At 64.7% G+C, this 19356-nt stretch carries 22 protein-coding genes; 11 read left to right on the top strand and 11 right to left on the bottom strand.

Features of this window, described 5'->3' with window-relative positions; genetic code table 11:
- Nucleotides 1-4: 4 nt before the first annotated feature.
- Nucleotides 5-1612, bottom strand: coding sequence for an acyl-CoA synthetase (locus ACM42_RS12750; protein ID WP_271528244.1), 1608 nt, complete (start codon nt 1610-1612; stop codon nt 5-7).
- Nucleotides 1613-1717: 105 nt separating this feature from the next.
- Nucleotides 1718-2215, bottom strand: a complete 498-nt coding sequence (locus ACM42_RS12745) for a hypothetical protein (RefSeq protein WP_271528243.1) — start codon at nt 2213-2215, stop codon at nt 1718-1720.
- Nucleotides 2216-2308: 93 nt separating this feature from the next.
- Between ACM42_RS12745 and ACM42_RS12740 the strand changes: the two genes are divergently transcribed.
- Both ACM42_RS12740 and ACM42_RS12735 read left to right on the top strand, forming a co-directional pair.
- Nucleotides 2309-2668 carry a hypothetical protein gene (locus ACM42_RS12740; protein ID WP_271528242.1) on the top strand — a complete coding sequence of 120 codons (360 nt, stop codon included), beginning with the start codon at nt 2309-2311 and terminating at the stop codon, nt 2666-2668.
- 87 nt (nt 2669-2755) lie between these two features.
- Nucleotides 2756-3031, top strand: a complete 276-nt coding sequence (locus ACM42_RS12735; protein WP_271528241.1) for a GNAT family N-acetyltransferase — start codon at nt 2756-2758, stop codon at nt 3029-3031.
- Between the two features lie 49 nt (nt 3032-3080).
- Here ACM42_RS12735 and ACM42_RS12730 read toward each other — a convergent pair whose 3' ends face one another.
- On the bottom strand, nt 3081-3476 hold the full coding sequence (locus ACM42_RS12730; protein WP_271528240.1) for an SPW repeat protein: 396 nt from the start codon (nt 3474-3476) through the stop codon (nt 3081-3083).
- Between the two features lie 318 nt (nt 3477-3794).
- Between ACM42_RS12730 and ACM42_RS12725 the strand changes: the two genes are divergently transcribed.
- Nucleotides 3795-4070, top strand: coding sequence for a GNAT family N-acetyltransferase (locus ACM42_RS12725; protein ID WP_271528239.1), 276 nt, complete (start codon nt 3795-3797; stop codon nt 4068-4070).
- Nucleotides 4071-4122: 52 nt separating this feature from the next.
- On the opposite strand, the gene ACM42_RS12720 is transcribed toward ACM42_RS12725, so the two are convergent.
- Nucleotides 4123-4521, bottom strand: a complete 399-nt coding sequence (locus tag ACM42_RS12720; protein ID WP_271528238.1) for a DUF3597 domain-containing protein — start codon at nt 4519-4521, stop codon at nt 4123-4125.
- 336 nt (nt 4522-4857) lie between these two features.
- Between ACM42_RS12720 and ACM42_RS12715 the strand changes: the two genes are divergently transcribed.
- Both ACM42_RS12715 and ACM42_RS12710 read left to right on the top strand, forming a co-directional pair.
- Nucleotides 4858-5766 (top strand): DUF2189 domain-containing protein, encoded by a 909-nt coding sequence (locus tag ACM42_RS12715; protein WP_271528237.1) that lies wholly within the window; start codon nt 4858-4860, stop codon nt 5764-5766.
- A gap of 130 nt (nt 5767-5896) precedes the next feature.
- Entirely contained in the window at nt 5897-6721 is an 825-nt protein-coding gene (locus tag ACM42_RS12710) for a lytic murein transglycosylase (protein WP_271528236.1), read from the top strand.
- A 174-nt stretch (nt 6722-6895) separates the two neighbouring features.
- On the opposite strand, the gene ACM42_RS12705 is transcribed toward ACM42_RS12710, so the two are convergent.
- Complete coding sequence (locus ACM42_RS12705; protein WP_442868926.1) at nt 6896-7159, bottom strand: hypothetical protein; 264 nt, start codon at nt 7157-7159, stop codon at nt 6896-6898.
- A gap of 624 nt (nt 7160-7783) precedes the next feature.
- On the opposite strand from ACM42_RS12705, the gene ACM42_RS12700 reads away from it, so the two are divergent.
- The 5 genes from ACM42_RS12700 (at nt 7784) to ACM42_RS12680 (ending at nt 12499) form a co-directional block, all read left to right on the top strand.
- On the top strand, nt 7784-7936 hold the full coding sequence (locus ACM42_RS12700) for a DUF1127 domain-containing protein (protein WP_007590701.1): 153 nt from the start codon (nt 7784-7786) through the stop codon (nt 7934-7936).
- A gap of 124 nt (nt 7937-8060) precedes the next feature.
- Nucleotides 8061-9488: a methylenetetrahydrofolate--tRNA-(uracil(54)-C(5))-methyltransferase (FADH(2)-oxidizing) TrmFO gene (gene trmFO, locus ACM42_RS12695; protein WP_271528234.1), complete on the top strand. Its 1428-nt coding sequence runs from the start codon at nt 8061-8063 to the stop codon at nt 9486-9488.
- 7 nt (nt 9489-9495) lie between these two features.
- Nucleotides 9496-10590, top strand: coding sequence for an AMP-binding enzyme (locus ACM42_RS12690; RefSeq protein ID WP_271528233.1), 1095 nt, complete (start codon nt 9496-9498; stop codon nt 10588-10590).
- A 94-nt stretch (nt 10591-10684) separates the two neighbouring features.
- Nucleotides 10685-11242, top strand: coding sequence for a CAP domain-containing protein (locus ACM42_RS12685; RefSeq protein ID WP_271528232.1), 558 nt, complete (start codon nt 10685-10687; stop codon nt 11240-11242).
- Between the two features lie 78 nt (nt 11243-11320).
- On the top strand, nt 11321-12499 hold the full coding sequence (locus ACM42_RS12680) for an aminotransferase class V-fold PLP-dependent enzyme (protein WP_271528231.1): 1179 nt from the start codon (nt 11321-11323) through the stop codon (nt 12497-12499).
- A gap of 19 nt (nt 12500-12518) precedes the next feature.
- Here ACM42_RS12680 and ACM42_RS12675 read toward each other — a convergent pair whose 3' ends face one another.
- From ACM42_RS12675 to yajC, 6 genes are read right to left on the bottom strand one after another with little or no spacing between them, the layout of a single operon-like run.
- Complete coding sequence (locus ACM42_RS12675) at nt 12519-13760, bottom strand: threonine ammonia-lyase (RefSeq protein WP_028179507.1); 1242 nt, start codon at nt 13758-13760, stop codon at nt 12519-12521.
- 45 nt (nt 13761-13805) lie between these two features.
- The gene (locus ACM42_RS12670) at nt 13806-14669 is read right to left on the bottom strand and encodes a phytoene/squalene synthase family protein (RefSeq protein WP_271528230.1); all 864 of its coding nucleotides are present in this window, start codon (nt 14667-14669) and stop codon (nt 13806-13808) included.
- Complete coding sequence (locus tag ACM42_RS12665) at nt 14666-15049, bottom strand: Mth938-like domain-containing protein (protein WP_061881784.1); 384 nt, start codon at nt 15047-15049, stop codon at nt 14666-14668. Before ACM42_RS12665 ends, ACM42_RS12670 begins: the two co-directional genes overlap by 4 nt.
- 60 nt (nt 15050-15109) lie before the next feature.
- On the bottom strand, nt 15110-16129 hold the full coding sequence (secF, locus tag ACM42_RS12660) for a protein translocase subunit SecF (RefSeq protein WP_271528228.1): 1020 nt from the start codon (nt 16127-16129) through the stop codon (nt 15110-15112).
- Between the two features lie 10 nt (nt 16130-16139).
- Entirely contained in the window at nt 16140-17744 is a 1605-nt protein-coding gene (secD, locus tag ACM42_RS12655; RefSeq protein WP_271528227.1) for a protein translocase subunit SecD, read from the bottom strand.
- A 47-nt stretch (nt 17745-17791) separates the two neighbouring features.
- Nucleotides 17792-18160 carry a preprotein translocase subunit YajC gene (gene yajC, locus ACM42_RS12650; protein WP_027576227.1) on the bottom strand — a complete coding sequence of 123 codons (369 nt, stop codon included), beginning with the start codon at nt 18158-18160 and terminating at the stop codon, nt 17792-17794.
- A 182-nt stretch (nt 18161-18342) separates the two neighbouring features.
- On the opposite strand from yajC, the gene ACM42_RS12645 reads away from it, so the two are divergent.
- Entirely contained in the window at nt 18343-19335 is a 993-nt protein-coding gene (locus tag ACM42_RS12645; protein WP_271528226.1) for an ATP-binding protein, read from the top strand.
- Nucleotides 19336-19356 lie beyond the last annotated feature (21 nt).

The following is a 19356-nucleotide window of genomic DNA, read 5'->3' as shown; positions in this document are numbered from 1 at the left end:
CTGCTCAGCTGGCCTTGATCTTGTCGAGATCGAGCAGCCCGCGCGCCTCGAGCTCGTCGCGCACCATCCGCTTCGGCACCTTGCCGTAGCCGGATTTGGGCAGCGCCTCCCAGAAGAAAAACCGCTTCGGCATTTTGTAGCGCGGCACTTTTGGCGAGAGGAACGCCGCCATCTCCGCTTCGCTCACTGGCTTCGCGCCTTCGCGCGCAACGCAGACAGCTATTCCGACCTCGCCCCAGGTCGCATCGGGCACGCCGAGCACGGCGACTTCGCCGATCGCGGGATGCGTCAGGATCTTCTCCTCGATCTCGCGCGGATAGATGTTGGAGCCGCCGGAGATGTACATGTCGGAGGCACGTCCCGTGATGTAGACGAATCCCTCCTCGTCCATGTGGCCGAGATCGCCGGTGCGGAACCAGCCGTTGCGGAACGCCTTGGCATTGGCTTCGGGGTTGTCGTAATAGCCGGCGAACACCGCAGGCCCGATCACGCAGATCTCGCCGCTCTGGTTCGGGGCAAGCTCCCGTCCCTCGTCGTCCTGGATCGAAACCTGCATGCCGGTGCGCTCGAAGCCACAGGTGCCGATCTTTGCATGCGGGCCGTCCTCGGGATCGTGCAGCGCGGCCGGCAGCACGGTGATGTTGCCGGTGACCTCGCCAAGGCCGAAATACTGCACGATGACCTTGCCGAGCTTCTTCAGCGCCGCCTTCTGGTCCTCGCGATACATTGGCGCGCCGGCATAGATCACCTGACGCAGCGAGGAATGATCGTATTTGTCGGCGGCGGGATGCTCGACCATCATCTTGAGGATCGTCGGCACCGTGAAGAGATTGCTGACGCGATGCGCCTCGATCAGGCGGAACGCCTCGTTGATGTCGAATTTTTCGGTCGGCAGCAGCACCGTGCATGCGCCGCGCGCGGTTTGCATCAGCTGGTGCACGCCGGCGCCGTGCGACAGCGGTGCTACCACCAGCGAGGCATCCTGCTCCGTCACACCTGGCGTCAGATCGGCGAGATGATTGGTGACGACGAACCCCATCTGGCCATGGGTGAGCACGGCCGCCTTGGAACGACCGGTGGTGCCGGAGGTGAAGAAGAACCAGCAGGGATCGTCGTGTTCGACGGCGACGTTCTCGACTGCCGTTCCTGCCCGCGAGGCCATGGCCTCGGCAACCGACATATCCGCGAATGGCGCCTTGCCGTCGATGCTCCAGTTGAATTCGAGTGCGCCGCCCTTCACCGCCGCCGCGTGCTCGGGGAAATCGACATGGCACAGGAACGCCTTGGCGCCGGAGGCCTGCGCGAGATAAGTGACCTCGTCCGGCATCAGGCGGAAGTTGGTGGGCACCCAGACCGCGCCGAGCCGGAACGCGGCGAACATCGAGACGAACATCTCCTCGCCGTTCTTGGAATGGACGAGGATGCGGTCGCCCCTGGCAATGCCGCGTGCGGCGAGCGCCGCGGCCAGCGCCGAGACCTGTGCATCGATCTCGCGCCAGGTCCAGGATTTGTCACCCCAGACGAAGCCGGGGCGCGATCCATGCCGCCGCGCATTCTGGGTCAGCATGTAGGCGAGATTCATGACGCGGCGGGACATGCGCAGGGGCTGCATCGGGCTTCCTCTTCGACGACGGACAGCGCACAAGCCGCCCGCTCATTGCCGCCCATTTATCGCCATCGCCGGCGCCCCTGCAAGGCCAGCGGCCGCGGACCAGCTCTACGGCTGCTTGAACGCAAACGGCGTCGCCGTAATGGCCTTCGCCTTCCAGCAGGCCTGCGCACCGAAGCCGCCGCAGAAGCTGCCGTGCAGATCGAAGCGGACGGTGCGCGCGGCGCCGCGCTTCGCCGGCGGCGCCATGATCTCGTAGCGGAGGACATAGCCGCCAAACACCTCGCGCACGCTCCCGTGCGGCAGCGTCACCAGGATCTTCATGACGCAGCCGCCGGTTCCGCAATAGGTCGTTTCGCGATCGCCGCATTTGGTGTCCTGAAAATCGACGATGTAGTCCTCGCGGCCATCGCCGGTGAGGTCAATCTTGCGCACGGTGTTTGGCGCGAAGGTCACCTCGCCGCCCTCCTGGCTGTCGCATTCCTCATTGGCGTAGCGCAGCGCCTTCTGCACGTCCGATGGATAGTCGGCCGGATTGAATGGCTTTGCGTCGTCGGCGCGCGCGCAGGTCACGAGCAAGGTGAGCAGGAGGATCAGAGATCGCATTGGCGTTGGTCGCAGCCACAACCGCAATTGTTCAGGGAATTTTAAACATGATCGGCGCACGCTTCATCCGTCTCCGCGTACAGAGTGCATTCCATGATCAAAGCGCCCGCCGCCATCCTGCTCACGCTGGCGCTCGCCGGATGTGCCGTTGCGCCACAGGCGCATCTGGCTTCCGATCCCGCCTTCAAGCCTGCGCGTTACGCCTGGGATGGCGCCGGCGAGGATCCCAACCGGCCGCGCGCTGCTTCACAACCAACGCGTACCGCTGCCCACTCCGAGCGCAACAAGTCGCAAGCCGGCATTCAGCCCTATTCGAAGGAATGGTGGCAGGCGCAGGACGGCATCGAGGCCGAGCAGGACGCCAAGGTCAACCGCTCCCTGGTCATCTGCCAGGGTTGCCTCCGCCAGCCGCCGCAGCCCGAGGATTCCAGGCTGGCCAAAGCGACCGATTGAACCGAACGACCGCAACATCGGAAACCTGCCGACCCGACCGCGCGTTACGGTCTCGTGTGCGAGGCTGGCAGCTGGAGGGGCCACGACATGAGCGACGTCATCGACAACAAGGCCCAACACCGCTACGAGCTCGCGGTGGAAGGCCATCTTGCGACCGAGCATTACAAGCTCGATGGAAACGTGATCACGTTCGAGCATACGGACGTGCCGAAGGAACTTGGTGGCAAGGGCATTGGCTCGAAGCTGGTACAAGGCGCACTCGACCAAGTCCGCGCCGCCGGATTGAATCTGATCCCACAATGCCCGTTCGTGAAGGCGTGGATCGACAAGCACCCGGACTATGCAGATCTCGTAACGACATGAGTGCACAGGCCCGCCCCCCGTGGCCGGCGGGCCTTCCAATATCTAGGGCCTATTGCCCATGCTTGAGCAAGTCCTGGTCAGTCTGACCCCAGTCCTGCCACAGCTGGAGTATGCCGAGCAGCACCACCACCGCACCGAGGGTCGTGTGATAGATGCGGAGGAAGCCGTCAGCGGAGTAACCGATCACGTAAGGCGAGGCGATGAGCCACAGCCCGACCAGGATTGTCGTCACCTCTTGCCACCGCTGCAAGGCCACGTACTCGAGCTGGCTGAGGCCGAACACGATCAGACCGATCGCGACGGTGTTGAGGATGGCCGTCTGGTGTCCGGCGATCGCCTGATCCTGGACGGGAAACCACGGCGAAGCCACGATCGCCGCGCCGAGCAGCATCCCGCACCAGTCTTCCCATGTTCGATGAGTCTTCAAGAAACCAGAGTCCGACATCGTACCCTCCTGCAAAAGAGGCATACGTCTGCGGCTGGCGATCACGACACTCCGAATATCTGGCGACCCTGCCGGCCGCATTCGGGCGTATGTCCTTTCCAGGACGTGGGAACCGAACTTCGGCTTGCAAGAGTCGTATCGAGGAATATTTGCGGTCGCCGCGCCATGCTCGCAGGGCGCGACTTCCATACTGCACTGCGGTCACCGCGGCGCATTTGCGGATATCTCCTCTGCGCCAATCTGCCTTGGTCTCACCTTGGCAAGGGCGGAATTGGCCTCCTAGATCAGGAGGCAATCTGCATTTCGGAAGGATCCCTTATGGCGGCATCGGTACGCGACAACAAGGACAGGAGCCGCTTCGAGCTCGATGTCGGCAGCGACATCGCCTTCGCCAATTACCGGCTGACGCCGTCCGCCGTCATCATCACCCATACCGAGACGCCGCGCGCGCTGCGCGGCCGCGGCATCGGCTCCGAGCTGGTCAAGGGCGCGCTGGACTTGATCCGGCGCGACGGCAGGAAGGTGATCGCCGGCTGCGGCTTCGTCGTCGACTATCTCGACAAGCATCCGGAGGATGCGGATCTGGTCGCCTGAGTGCAAAAGGGCCCGCGAGATCGCGGGCCCCTCCGGCACGACCCGGGGCGGGTCAGTGCTTGATCTCCGGCGGCAGCTTGCCGCCGTTGGCTGCGAGCTTGGACATCACCTGCTTGTGCAGCCAGACGTTCATGCTGGCCGAGTCGTTCATGTCGCCGCCGTAGCCGAGCTCCTTGGCGAGATCCTTGCGCGCAGCGAGGCTGGAATCGATGTCGAGCGCCTTCATGAGGTCGACGATCGAGGTCCGCCATTCCAGCTTTTCGCCCTTGTGTGCGGCCGCGGCCTTGTCGACGATCGCCGCCACGTCGACGGCCGCCATGGGCGCGGCGGCCGGCGCCGAAGCGCCTGGCGCGCCTGCGGACGCGCCGGGCGAAGCTGCGCCACCGGCGGGCGCGGCGGAGGCCGGCTCGCTGCCGAAGATCGCGCTCATGATTTTCCCGAAAATGCTCATGTCTGCTCCCCGAAAAGGAATCCGTTGGAAGGGCCTTGAGTGGCACTTATAGACGAAGTTGCCGCGCTGCGCCCGCGAAGTTCCGCAAGCTAACAGCAGCATCAGCTTATCTGCGGCGAAATGACGACAGAATGACGTCGTTGTGGTTGCGCCGCGACATCGAATTTTACCCCAGCGTGAGGGACAGGACTTGGACTTGAGAGTATGGTTGGCGTTCAGCTCGCGATGCCAGCCGGAATTCGCGTGTGGTCGGGATCGCGAGATTTCAGAGAATGGCGGCCGCTTGCGCCGTTTGCCGGCGCCGGTCTTGGCCGCCTGGCAAGGGAGCTAGCGACCATGGCCACACTCTACCAGGGCAATGTTCCTACGATGGGCCAGCCCGCGGATGCGGCTGGACCAGTGATCCGAACCATCCGACTGTCCGATCTGCAGGATGCGCTCAGGCGCGGCTGGGAAGACTTCAAGGCCGTTCCGAGCCACGCCATCATCCTGTGCCTGATCTACCCGGTGCTCGGCCTCGTGCTCGCCCGCGTGGTGATGGGCTATTCGGTGTTGCCGCTGTTGTTTCCACTGGCTGCCGGTTTCGCGCTGATTGGCCCCTTCGCGGCGCTCGGACTTTACGAGCTCTCCAGCCGGCGCGAGCGCTATGAACCGGCCAGCGCCTGGGATGCCCTGGAGGTGCTGCGCTCGCCTTCGTTCGGTGCGATGCTGGGCCTCGGCACGTTGCTGCTCGCCCTGCTCGTCACTTGGGTCGCGACCGCGCAGGCGATCTACATCGCAGCGTTCGGCTACGAGGGCGTGACCGGACTCTCGGACTTCGTGACGCGCGTGCTGACGACTCAGCAAGGTTGGTGGCTGATCGCGGTTGGCTGCGGCACCGGCTTCCTATTCGCGCTCGCCGCGCTCTGTATCAGCGTCGTGTCGTTCCCCTTGATGCTGGACCGTCATGCCGGCGCATTCGAGTCGATGGTGACGTCGCTGCGGGTCGTCGCAAGAAACCCCGTGCCGATGGCGGCGTGGGGCTTCATTGTGGCGGTGCTGCTCGCGCTCGGCACAATACCGGCCTTCCTCGGCCTTGCCGTGGTGATCCCGCTGCTCGGGCATGCCACGTGGCACCTCTACCGCAAGGTGATCGTCTCGGAGCCCGGGGCACGCCCGGTGCCGCCCCCGCCGCATCGTCCGCGCAAGCCGGCCGCCGACTTCCCGGCCAACCTCTTCCCCTGGCGCAATCGGACCGACGCCTGACGATATCGTGACGTGCGATCCTGCCCCGGGTCGGGCAGGATCGCATCCTGTCGTGCGCCTTGCTTTGGCCGCGGTTCCGACCGAGATTGTGCCCACCGGTCAGATCGCTTCACGGAATTCATTTGCTCGAATGACCCCGACGATTTCTCGTCTCGCTCTCGCAGCCTTCGCCCTCTCCGCTTCAATCCTGTCAGCCCAGCCCGCGCTCGCTGCTGTTGCCTGCGGCTCGGGCAATTTCGACGCCTGGCTTGCGGATTTCAAAACTGACGCTGCGGCGAAAGGCATCTCGCAGCAGGCCATCACCACCGGGCTTGCCGGCGTGACGCTCGATCAGAGCGTCCTCAACCGCGACCGCTCGCAAAAGGTCTTCACCCAGTCCTTCGAGGAGTTTTCCGGCCGCATGGTGCCGCCGCGCATGCAGCGCGGCTCCAACATGATGAAGCAATACGGCTCGGTACTGTCGCGCATCGAGCAGGCCTATGGGGTGCCCGGCGAGATCCTGGTTGCGATCTGGGGTTTGGAGACCGATTTCGGCGTCAACACCGGCAAGTTCGCGACGATCCGCTCGCTGGCAACGCTTGCCTATGACTGCCGCCGCTCCGAGCAGTTTCGCGCCGAGCTGATGGACGCGCTGCGCATCGTCCAGCGCGGCGATCTCGCCCCAGCCGACATGAAGGGCGCCTGGGCTGGCGAGCTCGGCCAGACCCAGTTCATGCCGTCATCCTGGATGAAATATGCCGTCGATTTCGACGGCAATGGCAAGCGCGATCTCCTGCATAACGCGCCCGACGTGCTCGCCTCCACCGCCAACTATCTCGCCGGCTATGGCTGGCAACGAGGCAAGGATTGGCAGCCGGGCAGTCCCAACTTCGCCGTGCTTCAGCAATGGAACAAGAGCGAGGTCTATTCCAAGACCATCGCCTATTTCGCCACCCAGCTGGCGCGCGCTCCTTAAAGCGCGATGCGATCAGGATGAATCGTCATCGCGCTTTAGGTTGTTGTTTAAGCATGATCTTTTCGGAAACCGCTGTGCACTTTCCGGATCATGCTTTGGGCCCTCGGACAAGCGAGTAAGGGCCGACCGCGCGGCGATCGGCCCCCTCTTTGATGCGCTGACTTCTCAACGTTTCTATTTGGACATGGTGGCCTGCATCGCCTTGCTCAGATGCGCACCGCACACACCCATCTTGCCGTTGAGCAGCGCGTCCTGCGCCGCCGTGATTTCCTTCTGCGCGACGAACTTGCTGTCGCCGTCGGCCATGTTCTCGATCGCGGTCTCCGTCTTCTCCAGATTCGTCCCGCTGCAGCCGACCGCGGCGTGCTTGCCGGCCTCAGCCGGCGCAACGGCGAACGCGACGGTAGCAATTGCGATAACCCCGAGTAACTTCGACATGACGTTACCTTCCTTCTTGTCCTTGCACAGACCAGCGACATTGCCGGATTCTGCGGCACGACTTTCATCTCGGCGCGTCAACTTGTCGCAATAAATTCTCCGCGAGAAATGCGTGATGCTGCGCATGGCGCAGAGCGGCATGCGGAAATTCTAATCTTCATGACAGCCCCGTAATGAAGACTGCACGCAAAGCGTGCACTCAGGCGCAGGGCATTTACGGGTCGAAAGCAACAAGCATCCAAGCGGATCCAACAACAGATATGAATGAATATAAATTCATATCTTTTGTTCCTGACACATGCGAATCGCGCATGTGTGACTTGGGTTCAGTAGCTAGTTCGGGTCCTTGGCGGGTGCAGGAAACGCAACATATTCTCCTGGCGCATCCAGCTCACGCTGCCGCCATAAGTCCGTGAATTCACGGACATTTGTTGCTCGTCGCCCGAGACTGTGCCCGCTGCTTGGGCGGGAGCGCCCTCGGGTTAATCGTTCGTTACAGGCGCTATGCACTCTGCGCTTAGCTGCATCGCAACATAGGAACTTTCGCACTGCACTACTCCCATCTATATCCACTTCAACGATGAGGCTCGGGCAAGAGCTGAATCGAACTACAGGAGACTACCAATGCTGCTCTCGCTCATCCGCATGATCCAGGCCTTCCGGGACTATCAGCGCAATGTTGCCGAGCTGTCTCAGCTCAGCGATCGCGAATTGGCCGATATCGGCCTCGATCGCTCGGACATCCCGCGCGTTGCCGCCGGTCAGTATCAGGGCTGATAACCTCAGCCCCAACCGGACGACCCGATAGCGCCCGCCTCGTGCGGGCGTTGTCGTATCTGGTGGCAGAAAACTCGATCTCGGCGATTCCACTCTCCGCCGAAAAGCGCTACCTGTCCGCCCCATGACAGGACCCCAATCCAACATCGTCCACGTGATCGGCGCCGGCCTTGCCGGTTCAGAGGCTGCTTGGCAGGTGGCGAAATCCGGCGTGCCCGTGGTGCTGCACGAGATGCGGCCAACCCGCATGACCGAGGCGCACCGCACCGATGGACTTGCTGAGCTCGTCTGCTCCAACTCGTTCCGCTCGGACGACGCCGCCAACAACGCCGTCGGCCTCCTGCATGCGGAGATGCGCCGGCTCGACTCGCTGATCATGCGTGCGGCCGATGCCAACCAGGTGCCCGCCGGCGGCGCACTCGCGGTGGACCGCGACGGCTTCTCGGCGGCCGTCACCAAGGCGCTGAAAGACCATCCCCTGATCGAGATCGCCCGTGGCGAAGTCGCGGGCCTGCCGCCGGCCGACTGGAGCAACGTCATCGTTGCCACCGGCCCCCTCACCTCCGCGCCGCTGGCCGAAGCCATTCGCGAACTCACCGACGAGAACGCGCTCGCGTTCTTCGACGCCATCGCGCCAATCGTGCACCGCGAGTCCATCGACATGTCGGTGGCCTGGTTCCAGTCGCGCTACGACAAGGTCGGCCCCGGCGGCAATGGCGCCGACTACATCAACTGCCCGATGACAAAGGAGCAGTATGACAGCTTCGTCGCCGCGCTGATGGCCGGCGAGAAAACCGAATTCAAGGAATGGGAGACCAACACGCCCTATTTCGACGGCTGCCTGCCGATCGAGGTGATGGCGGAGCGCGGCCCCGAGACGCTGCGCCATGGCCCCATGAAGCCCGTCGGCCTCACCAATCCGCACGATCCCGCCACGAAGGCTTATGCGATCGTGCAGCTCCGTCAGGACAACAAGCTCGGCACGCTCTACAACATCGTCGGCTTCCAGACGAAATTGAAGTACGGCGAGCAGCAGCGCATCTTCCGCACCATTCCCGGTCTGGAGAAGGCCGAGTTCGCCCGACTCGGCGGTCTGCATCGCAACACCTTCCTGAATTCGCCGAAGCTGCTCGACGGCCAGTTGCGGCTGCGCGCACAGCCGCGGCTACGCTTTGCCGGCCAGATGACGGGTTGCGAGGGCTATGTGGAATCCGCCAGCGTCGGCTTGATCGCCGGTCTCTATGCAGCAGCGCACGCACGCGGCGAGACGCTTGTCAGTCCGCCTGGCACGACCGCGCTCGGATCGCTGCTCGGCCACATCACCGGCGGCCATATCGAGACCATCGAGCCGGGCACACGGTCGTTCCAGCCGATGAACATCAATTTCGGCCTGTTCCCGCCGCTCGCGACCGCACCGACGAAGAAGCCCGATGGCACGCGATTGCGCGGCAACGAGAAGACGGTGGCCAAGAAGCAGGCGCTCAGCGCACGGGCGCTCGCCGATCTCGATCGCTGGATCGCCGATCACCTGCGCATTGCCGCTGCCGCATGAGTTTTCGATGAGCCTCCCCAAAGACGACGCCGCAGAGCTGTCGGCGCGCTGGACCGAAGGCGTGCTGCTCAAGCGCGACGTGTTCTCGACCGTCGAGCGCGGCCGCTTCCGCACCGAGAGCGGCGAGACCGACGCGGTGCTGCGCCGGCTCGACGAGGTGCCATGGTGGTCGTTTCTGCTGGCACGCCATCTGTTCGCCCGCGAGAAGCATGCGCTGGTGCGCGCCAAAGGCCTCAACGTCGGTCCCGAGCTGCTGTGGGCCGGACGCCGCGCGCTGGTGCGCGGCTTCGTCGACGGCGTCGCGCTGCATCTGGCAAAGCCGCATGGCGATCTCGCCTATTTCCGCTCGGCCAAGGCCGCGCTGCGCCGGCTGCGTCGCGCCGGTATCTGCCACAACGATCTCGCCAAGGAGCAGAACTGGCTGGTCGGCCGCGACGGCCGCGCCTACGTGACCGATTTTCAGCTTGCCGCGTGCTTCAACGGTCGCGGCCGGCTGTATCGCATTCTCGCCTATGAAGACCTGCGGCATCTGCTGAAGCACAAGCGCTCCTACGCGCCGGAGGCGCTGACGCCGCGGGAGCGGAAGATCCTGGCGAAGAAGTCGTTCGCCGCGCGCCTGTGGCTCGCCACCGGCAAGAAGGTCTATCGCGCCATCACCCGCGGCCTGTTCAACTTCACCGACCGCGAGGGCGGCGGCCGCCGGCTCGTCAACGACGCGCCGGTGCTCGCCGAGCTGATCCGCCGGAATCCTGCCGTGCGCGACACCGCCATCGTCGCCTTTGCCGACCGCCGCTCCGGCGTCGGGCTCTATGCCTTCGTCGAAGCCGATCAGGCCGCGCTCGAAGGCCAGCTCCGCAGCGAGCTTGCCGCCGCCAAGGGACCGAAGCCGCCCGAGCACATCCAGATCGTGCACGCCTTGCCGCGCAACGCCAGCGGCGCGCCGCGCACCGAGGTCCTGCAACTGGTCGCAATGAACCAGCTCGACCTGATCGAGCCGATGATGAAGAACGAGCAGGACCGTGCCTTCCTCAAGGATATCCTGGAGCAGCGCAAGAACCTGCGCGACCGCTTCAATTTCGAGGCGAAGCTGCCGGCGAGCTAGCATTGCGGCGTGCCTTGAAGCGTCCACATTGGCGATAGAGAAACGCTTGGATAGCGAAGGGCTGGCAAGGATTATGGGCACTCGGGGGACCATGATGCATCGTGTGGTTGGCGGGATGATCGCTGGCCTTCTGCTGCTGGCAGGCGCGCCCGCGATGGCTGACTCACCGGCCGAGCTGATCTCGGGCTTCCGTCTCAAGCATGGTGAGGCCCGCGTCGTTCGCGATTCAACCCTCGACCGCATCGCCATGGATCAGGCCCGCGCTATGGCGGCGAAGGACGACCTCAGTCACGATGCGCTCGGGCCCTTCAACCGCCGTGTCGCGCCGGCGGGCGCGGGCCGCGCCGCCGAGAACATCGCCTACGGCTACGACAATTTCGAGAAGACGCTGGGACAGTGGATCGACTCGTCCGGGCACCGCAAGAACCTCCTGCTGCACAACGCCTCCCGCGTCGGCATTGCCAGCGCCAAGAATGCCAACGGCAGGCGCACTTATTGGGCCATGGTGATCGCCGGCGATTACGAGCCGAAGGGCAAGGGTAAGGGCAAGAAGGACAAGGAGCCGCTGGTTGCCGTGAAGCGTGAGGCGGCGCCCGCAACCAAGCCCAAATCCAGCACCTGCCACATCAAGCTGCTCAGCCTCTGCATCTGAGCCAAGACTGCGCCGTCTTGCTCGCAGTCCTCGACGCGTCTAATTCATGCACGAAGATCGCGAGAAGCGGAGGCGTAAGTGATCGACATCGACCGGATACGTGCCGACACGCCTGCCGCCTCCCGGCTCGCATACCTGCACAATGCGGGTGCAGCTCTGATGCCGGCGCCAGTCGTCGCGGCCGTGAAGGGACATATCGACCTGGAAAGCGAAATTGGCGGCTATGCCGCCGCCGACCGCGAGTCCGATCGGCTCGACGCGGTGTATGGCTCGGTGGCGCGCCTGCTCAATGCCGCACCTGACGAGATCGCCCTGGTGGAGAACGCGACGGTTGCCTGGCAGATGGCGTTCTATGCGCTTCCCTTCCGCAAGGGAGACCGCATCCTGACGGCCGAGGCGGAATACGCTGCCAATTATGTCGCCTTTCTTCAGGTCGCGAAGCGAACCGGCGCGACGATCGATGTCGTGCCTAGCGATGCCAGCGGCGAACTCGACGTGCACGCGCTCGAACGCATGATCGATGAGCGCACGAAGCTGATCGCCATCACCTGGGTTCCGACCAATGGCGGGCTGATCAATCCCGCCGCGGCGATCGGCAAGATCGCGCGGGCACATGGTATTCCCTACCTGCTCGACGCCTGTCAGGCGGTCGGTCAAATGGCCGTCGACGTCGAGGCGATCGGCTGCGACATGCTGTCGGCCACGGGGCGCAAGTTCCTACGCGGCCCGCGCGGCACCGGCTTTCTCTACGTGCGCCGGGCGCTATTGCAACAGCTCGAACCACCGATGATCGACCATTTCGCGGCGCCCTGGGTCTCGCGGGATGAATATCGGCTCCGCGACGATGCACGCCGTTTCGAGACCTGGGAGAACAATTATGCGGCCCGGCTCGGGCTCGGCGCTGCCGTCGACTATGCACTCGATATCGGCATGGGTCCCATCGAGCAGCGCTGCCGTCTGCTGGCGGATCGCCTTCGGGGCGGCCTTGCGTCCGTCCGCGGCCTCGCCATTCGCGACCTCGGCTGCGCGCCGGGCGCCATCGTCAGCTTCACGATGGACGGGTATGAGGCGGACGCCATCGTGGGCAGCGCCGCTGCCGCCGGCATCACGATCGGCGCGTCGGATCCATCAAGTACCCGCATCGATGCCGAGCTCCGCTCGCTGCCGCCGCTCGTGCGGGCATCACCGCACTATTACAACACCGAAGCCGAGATCGATCGGCTGATCGGTCACCTCGCGGCTCTGGCGGCGCGATAGCGGCACGCCCGCGCACCGCTCAGGTGCAGCGCGCGCTCAGTCCGGATGCGCTCAATCTCGCCATCACCTCGTCGAGATGCGCGCTGTCGCGGGTCTCGATGACCAGCTGCAGCAGCGTCGCCTTGGCCGGAAGATCCGAGAAGGTCCGCTGATGCGAGACCTCGATGATGTTGGCGCCGGCTTCGGCCAGCAGCGCGGCCACGGCGGCAAGCTGCCCGGGGCGATCAGGAATATCGAGCGACAACTGCGTCAGCCGCCCCTCGCGCGCCAGCTCTCGGGTGAGGACGGAGGCAATCAGCCGCGTGTCGATATTGCCTCCGCTCAGCACCAGGCCGACCTTCTGGCCGGCAAAGCGGGACGGATCGGACATCAGCGCGGCGAGGCACGCGGCGCCGGCCCCTTCGACCACCGTCTTCTCGATCGAAATCAGGGTTGCGACCGCACGCTCGAGCTCGGCTTCGTTGACCAGCGCGATGTCGTCGACGAGACGACGGACGATTTCGGTGGTGATCTTCCCCGGCGATTTCACGGCGATGCCTTCGGCCAGCGTGTCGCCGCGCGCCGGCAGATTGCCGTCATGGATGGCGTTGTACATCGAGGGATACAGCCAGGCCTCGACGCCCAATATCCGCAGCGACGGCTTGATCGATTTCGCGGCAATGGCGATACCGCTGATCAACCCGCCGCCGCCGATCGGAACGACCAGCGTGTCGAGATCCGGTACGGCCTTCAGCATTTCCAGCCCGATCGTGCCCTGCCCCGCGATGACAAGCGGATCGTCGTAAGGGTGGACGAAGATCATGCCGCGCGCTTCACCGTGGCTGCGCGCAAAGGCGGCGGCCTCTTCCAGCGTCGCGCCCGTGACCACCACCTCGGCGCCGTGATGCCTGGTGTTCTCGATCTTCACCATGGGCGTGCCGATCGGCATCACGATGGTGGCGGGAATGCCGAGCCGCTTGGCGTGGTAGGCGACGCCTTGCGCGTGGTTGCCCGCGGACATAGCGATCACGCCCCGCACGCGCTCTTCCGGCGTCAGCGCGGTGAGCCGGTTGAGCGCGCCGCGCTCCTTGAACGAGGAGGTGAACTGGAGGTTCTCGAATTTCAGCCAGATGTCGCAGCCGCAAATACTGCTCAGTGTCCGGCTATGGCTGCAGGGCGTCTCGACGACGGCGCCGCGGATGGTCTCGGCGGCCGCAAGAATGTCGCTTGGTGCGACCGGAAAGCCGCTGAGATCGGACGTGCTTCGGGATAAGTCAGCCATAGGACAGCATAGAGCATTTGGCCGGCTCAGGCGATAAGCCAGCCGCTATTTGGTAAATTCACGCGATCGCGAGGCGCGCCACAATGTCCAGAGCGTGCGCAGCCGCGACGATGGCTGCAGCGTAAACGGGTTGCGTCCCGGACGCGACAGGCGCTTGAGATCGGCCTGCGCCTGGCTCAGCGGCAGAAACGCCGGCCGCATGGACGGCGCCACCTGCGCCAGCAGCGACGAAGCCGTCGTCAGATGCTGCCGGGCCTCACCCGCAAGCTGCTCCAGCACCGCATGGAGATTGGGTGTCTCCTTGCCGGAGAAGACATCCTCGATGCTGCAATTGTGCCTCTCCATCAGCTGCTGCGGCAGGAACAACTGCCGATGCGCGGCATCGCGCGGCAAGTTGGCGATGACCTGCACGATGCCCTGCGCCAGCCCGGCATGGCGGGCGAGATGATCGACCGCCTCCGACGGCGGTCCCAAAACCTGCGCCGCCAGACCGAACAGCGCCGATGAGGTCGCGGCCAGATAGCCTTCCAGCGCGGCCATGGTCGGCATCGGGTCGTTGTAGAGATCGAACTGGTGCTCGTCGGCAAGCAGCGACAGCGGCTCGACCGGCAGGTTGAAATCACGGATTGCGCGGAGCAGCTCGGCTGCCACCGGATTGCCCTCGGCGCTGCCATGGACATGACCCGACAGCATGTCGGTCCACCATTGCAGGCGGATCTCGCCGGGCAAGGGCTGGCTCACCTGGTCGCGGACGCGGACGATCTCGACGTTGAAGGCATACAGGGCCAGCAACGCACGGCGCTCGGCGGCCGGCGCAAACAGGGTCGCGGCGTAACGCGGAAAGTCATGGCTGCGCACCAGATCGGCGCAGAAGGCAACGGAATCGGGCGGCGGCGCAGGGCTGCTCATGGCACGGCGATCAGCGCAGCGGCGACCCGCCGCCGTTCGCCGATCATGATGTTATAGGTGCGTACGGCGGGTCCGGTCTGCATCGTGTCCAGCACCACCCTCACCGCCTTAAGCGCCTGACGGAGCTCCGGCGGGGGCAACCACAGCCCGGTTCCGGTGCCGACCAGGAGCGTGTCGATGCTGTTGGCCGCCGTGAAGACCCGATCCAGCGAATAGCGGTCGATCTTCTGGGGGTCCGTCACGTCCCAGGCCCAGATCGCGTCCGGCAGGCAGAGCAGCGAGCCCCGATGCGACATGCCGGCAAAGGCGAAGCCGCCCTTGCCATAGGCATCGATCGGCGCCGAGCGCGGGAAATGCGGAGCATTGGGATCGCCGGCCATGAGCTTCGTCCGAATGGGCTTACTGCCCTCGCAAACTCCTGCGAGGGCGCGAGGTTCGGATCATGCCTTGCTTTTCTTCGCCGGCGTAGCCGTATCGGGCGCATCTTCGCGATGCTCGCCGACGCCGAGGTAGATCAGGATCGGGGCCGCAATGAAGATCGAGGTGTAGGTGCCGACCAGCACCACGCCGAACATCATCACGGCGGTAAAGCTATGGATCGCGTGCCCGCCGAACAACAGCAGCGCGAGCAGCGCCAGCGTCACCGTGAAGTGCGTGATGATCGAGCGCGAGAGCGTCGAGTTGATGGACTCGTTGAGAAGCTGCGGCATTGGCATCTTCTTGTAGCGCCGCAGCATTTCGCGGATACGATCGTAGATGACGACGGTATCGTTGAGCGAATAGCCCAAGATCGTCAGCAGTGCGGCGATGCTGGTCAGGTCGAAATCGACCTGGCTGATCGACATGAAGCCGATGGTCAGCACGATGTCATGCACGTTCGCGATCATGGCGCCGAGCGCGAACTGCCATTCGAAGCGGAACCAGAGATAGATCAAGATGCCCAGGATCGCGAGCATCAGGCCGAGCATGCCGTAAGCCAGCAATTCGCCTGAGACGCGCGGGCCGACCACCTCGACGCGGCGATATTCGACGGAATCGCCGAGCGCGGCGCGAACCTTCTGCACGGCCTCCTGCTGGGCGGCGTCGCCACCCGGCTGCTCCGCGACGCGGATCAGGACGTTCTCGGGTCCGCCAAACTGCTGGAGCTGGACCTCGCCGAGACGCAGAGCATCCAGCGTCGTGCGCATCGCCGCGATGTCGGCGGCGCCCGACTTCGCCTTGACTTCCAGCAGCGTGCCGCCGCGGAAGTCGATGCCGAAATTCAGGCCATGGGTGAAGAATAACACGATCGCGAGGATCGACAGCGCGGCCGAGATCGGGAAGCTAATGCGGCGGAAGCGCGTGAAGTCGAAATGCGTATCGTCAGGGACGATGCGGAGCGACGGCAGCCAGCCGAACACCGAGACCACGGTGAGAATGGCAATGAGGACGCCGAGCCCGATGAGAACGGTGTGAGTCACGATCAGGCTCCTAGATCGGCACGCTCTGCGGCCGCTTCCACCGCACCCACCAGGCGACGATCAGCCGAGTCATGGTGAAGGCGGTGAACACCGTGGTGATGATGCCGATGCCGAGCGTCACGGCAAAGCCGCGCACCGGGCCGGTGCCGATGTAAAACAGCACCGCGGCGGCAATGAAGGTGGTGATGTTGGAATCGAGGATGGTTGCGAGCGCCCGCTTGAAGCCGGCGTCGATGGCCGAGATCGCGTTGCGGCCGCCGCGCAGCTCCTCGCGGATGCGCTCGTAGATCAGCACGTTGGAGTCGACCGCAATGCCGACGGTGAGCACGATGCCGGCGATGCCGGGCAAGGTCAGCGTGGCATTGAGCAGCGACAGCAGGCCGAAGATCATCGCGACGTTGATGGCCACCGCGATGTTGGCGAACACGCCGAACAGGCGATAGGTCAACAGCATGAAGACGATGACGAGGATCGAGCCGACATAGGCCGCAAGCTCGCCCTTCTCGATCGAATCCTGGCCGAGGCCCGGACCGACGGTGCGCTCCTCGACCACCGTGAGCGGCGCCGGCAGCGCGCCGGCGCGCAGCAGGATGGCGAGGTCGTTGGCCGATTGCACGGTGAAATTGCCGGAGATCTGGCCCTGGCCACCGGTGATCGGCTCGCGGATCACGGGCGCCGAGATCACCTTGTTGTCGAGCACGATCGCGAAGGGCAGGCCGACGTTCTCGGTCGTGGCCTGCGAGAACTTGCGGGCGCCCGACGTATTGAACTTGAAGCTGACCACCGGCTCGCCCGTGCGCTGGTCGAAGGTCGCCTGGGCGTCGGTCAGGTCGCCGCCTGCGACCAGCACCTGCTTCTTGACCACGTAAGGCGTCGGCGGCGGCGACGCGCTCATCAGGAGTTCGGATTCCGGCGGCAACCTGCCCTGCTGCGCCTGATCCGGCGGCACGGAGGTGTCGACCATGCGGAATTCCATCTTCGCGGTCTTGCCCAGCAATTCCTTCAGGCGCGTCGGGTCCTGGAGACCCGGGACCTGCACCAGGATGCGGTCATTGCCCTGGCGCTGGATCACGGGCTCGACGGTGCCGAGCTCGTTGACGCGGCGTTCGACGATCTGGATCGACTGCTCGATGGTCTTGCGCATGCGGTCGAGCATCGCAGCCTGCGGGATGCTCAGGCGGATCACACCGCCGCCGGCATCGGTCACTTCGAGGTCACGCTGGCCGCTGGATCCCATCAGCCCGCCCAACGGCTGGGACAGCTCCCGCAGCTTGGCGAGTGCGGCCTGCGCATCGGATTCCTTGGTGATCCGAACCTCGACCGCGTCGTTGCGCACGGTGACGCCGCCGGTGAAGCCGATCTTGGCATCGCGTAGCGTCCGGCGAACGTCGTCGCGGACCTGGTCGAGCCGCTCCTTCTTCACGTAGTTGGAATCGACCTCGAGCAGCAGATAGGAGCCGCCCTGGAGGTCGAGGCCGAGCACGAGCCTGCGCTGCGCCCAGGCGGGCCAGGTCTTGACCTGCGCCTCGGGGAAGAAGTTGGGGACCGCGCAGAGGCACACGATCAGCGCCGTCAGGATAATCCCCAGCGCCTTCCACCGCGTGAAATACAACATCGACTGGACCTGTCAGATCAGGAGACTTGAGAGACTCGCGCGAGCGCTCACTTCGCCGCGGTGTCGTCCTTGGCGCTTTCCTTCGAGCTCTCTTTCGCCGGCTCGCCCTTGGCTCGCACGCCGGAGATCATCTGGCGCATCTGCCGCACGCGCACGCCGTCGGAAATCTCGAACTCGATCTGGTCGTCATCGACGACCTTGGTGACCTTGCCGACGAGGCCTCCCGAGGTCACGACGGTGTCGCCGCGGCGGATGTTCTTCACGAGCTCGGCGTGGTCGCGGACCTTCTTCTGCTGCGGACGCAGAATCAGGAAGTACATGATCACGAAGATCAGGGCGAACGGCAGCAGCGACATCAACATGCTGTTGGTGTCGCCGGCGCCCGCGGCCTGGGCATACGCAGGGGTAATCAGCATTCGGACGATCCTCGTGAGAACGGGGGAAAGCCGGTCAGGCCCTCAAAGGCGACCGGTTCGGTCAAATTCGCGCGGACTATAGCGGCCATTGTCCCAATTGCAACGCTGCCAGACCGCCCTTTTGGGCCACCTTGCGGCGCGCCGCGAGGCCCGATAAGGCTGCGTTCTCAGGAACTTCGGACATGCCCAAAAACCTTAGCAAAAGCCCGGCCGGCAAAGGCCCCCGCCCCCCTGCCAGCAAGCCCGCCCGCGTCGCGGCAAAACGCCCCACGGCAGCCTCCAAAGCCATCGCCAAGACAGCCCCAGACCTCTCCCAGGAGCGGATCGTCCGCGCGCTGGAGACGATCGCGGCGCACCTCTCCGCCCAGGGCATGCCGGCCGTCGAGCGCGAATCGTTCGAACGGGCAGATGCCTATGTCTGGCATCCCGACGGGCGCCTTGCGGCCGTGCCGCGGGTCAGCCGCGTCGAGCTGTTCCTGCTGAAGGGCGTCGATCGGATGCGCGACATCCTGATGGAGAACACCGAGCGCTTCGCCAATGGCCTGCCGGCCAATAACGCCCTGCTCTGGGGTGCGCGGGGCATGGGCAAGTCGTCGCTGGTGAAGGCAGCACATGCCAGCATCAACGCGGAGCGCAAACCGGCCGACCGGCTGAAGCTGATCGAGATCCACCGCGAGGACATCGAGAGCCTCCCCGCGCTGATGGAGCAGCTGCGGGCCTCGTCCTTCCGCTTCATCGTGTTCTGCGACGACCTCTCCTTCGACGGCAACGATGCCTCCTACAAGTCGCTCAAGGCCGTGCTCGAAGGCGGCATCGAGGGCCGGCCCGAGAACGTCATTCTCTACGCCACCTCCAACCGCCGCCACCTGCTTGCGCGCGAGATGATCGAGAACGAGCGCTCGACCGCGATCAATCCGGGCGAAGCGGTCGAGGAGAAGGTATCGCTGTCGGATCGCTTCGGCCTCTGGCTCGGCTTTCACCGCTGCAGCCAGGACGAATATCTCGCCATGGTGCGCGGCTATTGCAGCCATTTCGGCGTCAAGATCGACGACGAGGCGCTGGAGCGCGAGGCGCTGGAATGGTCCACGACGCGCGGCTCGCGCTCGGGCCGCGTCGCCTGGCAGTTCGTGCAGGAGCTGGCGGGACGGCTCGGCGTGAAGCTGACGGCGAAGTAAGGCTCGTTATCACCTCACCCA

The organism is Bradyrhizobium sp. CCBAU 25338, from assembly GCF_028128965.1.
In the GTDB taxonomy this organism is placed as follows: Bacteria; Pseudomonadota; Alphaproteobacteria; order Rhizobiales; family Xanthobacteraceae; genus Bradyrhizobium; species Bradyrhizobium liaoningense.
The sequence above is the reverse complement of the archived record's forward strand: the minus strand, read 5'-3'. Positions and strand labels throughout refer to the sequence as shown.

Bases quoted from the DNA above. Each gene is read 5' to 3' on its own strand.
- ACM42_RS12750 (WP_271528244.1), bottom strand. From the start codon at position 1,612: ATGCAGCCCCTGCGCATGTCCCGCCGCGTCATGAATCTCGCCTACATG.
- ACM42_RS12745 (WP_271528243.1), bottom strand. From the start codon at position 2,215: ATGCGATCTCTGATCCTCCTGCTCACCTTGCTCGTGACCTGCGCGCGC.
- ACM42_RS12740 (WP_271528242.1), top strand. From the start codon at position 2,309: ATGATCAAAGCGCCCGCCGCCATCCTGCTCACGCTGGCGCTCGCCGGA.
- ACM42_RS12735 (WP_271528241.1), top strand. From the start codon at position 2,756: ATGAGCGACGTCATCGACAACAAGGCCCAACACCGCTACGAGCTCGCG.
- ACM42_RS12730 (WP_271528240.1), bottom strand. From the start codon at position 3,476: ATGTCGGACTCTGGTTTCTTGAAGACTCATCGAACATGGGAAGACTGG.
- ACM42_RS12725 (WP_271528239.1), top strand. From the start codon at position 3,795: ATGGCGGCATCGGTACGCGACAACAAGGACAGGAGCCGCTTCGAGCTC.
- ACM42_RS12720 (WP_271528238.1), bottom strand. From the start codon at position 4,521: ATGAGCATTTTCGGGAAAATCATGAGCGCGATCTTCGGCAGCGAGCCG.
- ACM42_RS12715 (WP_271528237.1), top strand. From the start codon at position 4,858: ATGGCCACACTCTACCAGGGCAATGTTCCTACGATGGGCCAGCCCGCG.
- ACM42_RS12710 (WP_271528236.1), top strand. From the start codon at position 5,897: ATGACCCCGACGATTTCTCGTCTCGCTCTCGCAGCCTTCGCCCTCTCC.
- ACM42_RS12705 (WP_442868926.1), bottom strand. From the start codon at position 7,159: ATGTCGAAGTTACTCGGGGTTATCGCAATTGCTACCGTCGCGTTCGCC.
- ACM42_RS12700 (WP_007590701.1), top strand. From the start codon at position 7,784: ATGCTGCTCTCGCTCATCCGCATGATCCAGGCCTTCCGGGACTATCAG.
- trmFO (WP_271528234.1), top strand. From the start codon at position 8,061: ATGACAGGACCCCAATCCAACATCGTCCACGTGATCGGCGCCGGCCTT.
- ACM42_RS12690 (WP_271528233.1), top strand. From the start codon at position 9,496: ATGAGCCTCCCCAAAGACGACGCCGCAGAGCTGTCGGCGCGCTGGACC.
- ACM42_RS12685 (WP_271528232.1), top strand. From the start codon at position 10,685: ATGCATCGTGTGGTTGGCGGGATGATCGCTGGCCTTCTGCTGCTGGCA.
- ACM42_RS12675 (WP_028179507.1), bottom strand. From the start codon at position 13,760: ATGGCTGACTTATCCCGAAGCACGTCCGATCTCAGCGGCTTTCCGGTC.
- ACM42_RS12670 (WP_271528230.1), bottom strand. From the start codon at position 14,669: ATGAGCAGCCCTGCGCCGCCGCCCGATTCCGTTGCCTTCTGCGCCGAT.
- ACM42_RS12665 (WP_061881784.1), bottom strand. From the start codon at position 15,049: ATGGCCGGCGATCCCAATGCTCCGCATTTCCCGCGCTCGGCGCCGATC.
- secD (WP_271528227.1), bottom strand. From the start codon at position 17,744: ATGTTGTATTTCACGCGGTGGAAGGCGCTGGGGATTATCCTGACGGCG.
- yajC (WP_027576227.1), bottom strand. From the start codon at position 18,160: ATGCTGATTACCCCTGCGTATGCCCAGGCCGCGGGCGCCGGCGACACC.
- ACM42_RS12645 (WP_271528226.1), top strand. From the start codon at position 18,343: ATGCCCAAAAACCTTAGCAAAAGCCCGGCCGGCAAAGGCCCCCGCCCC.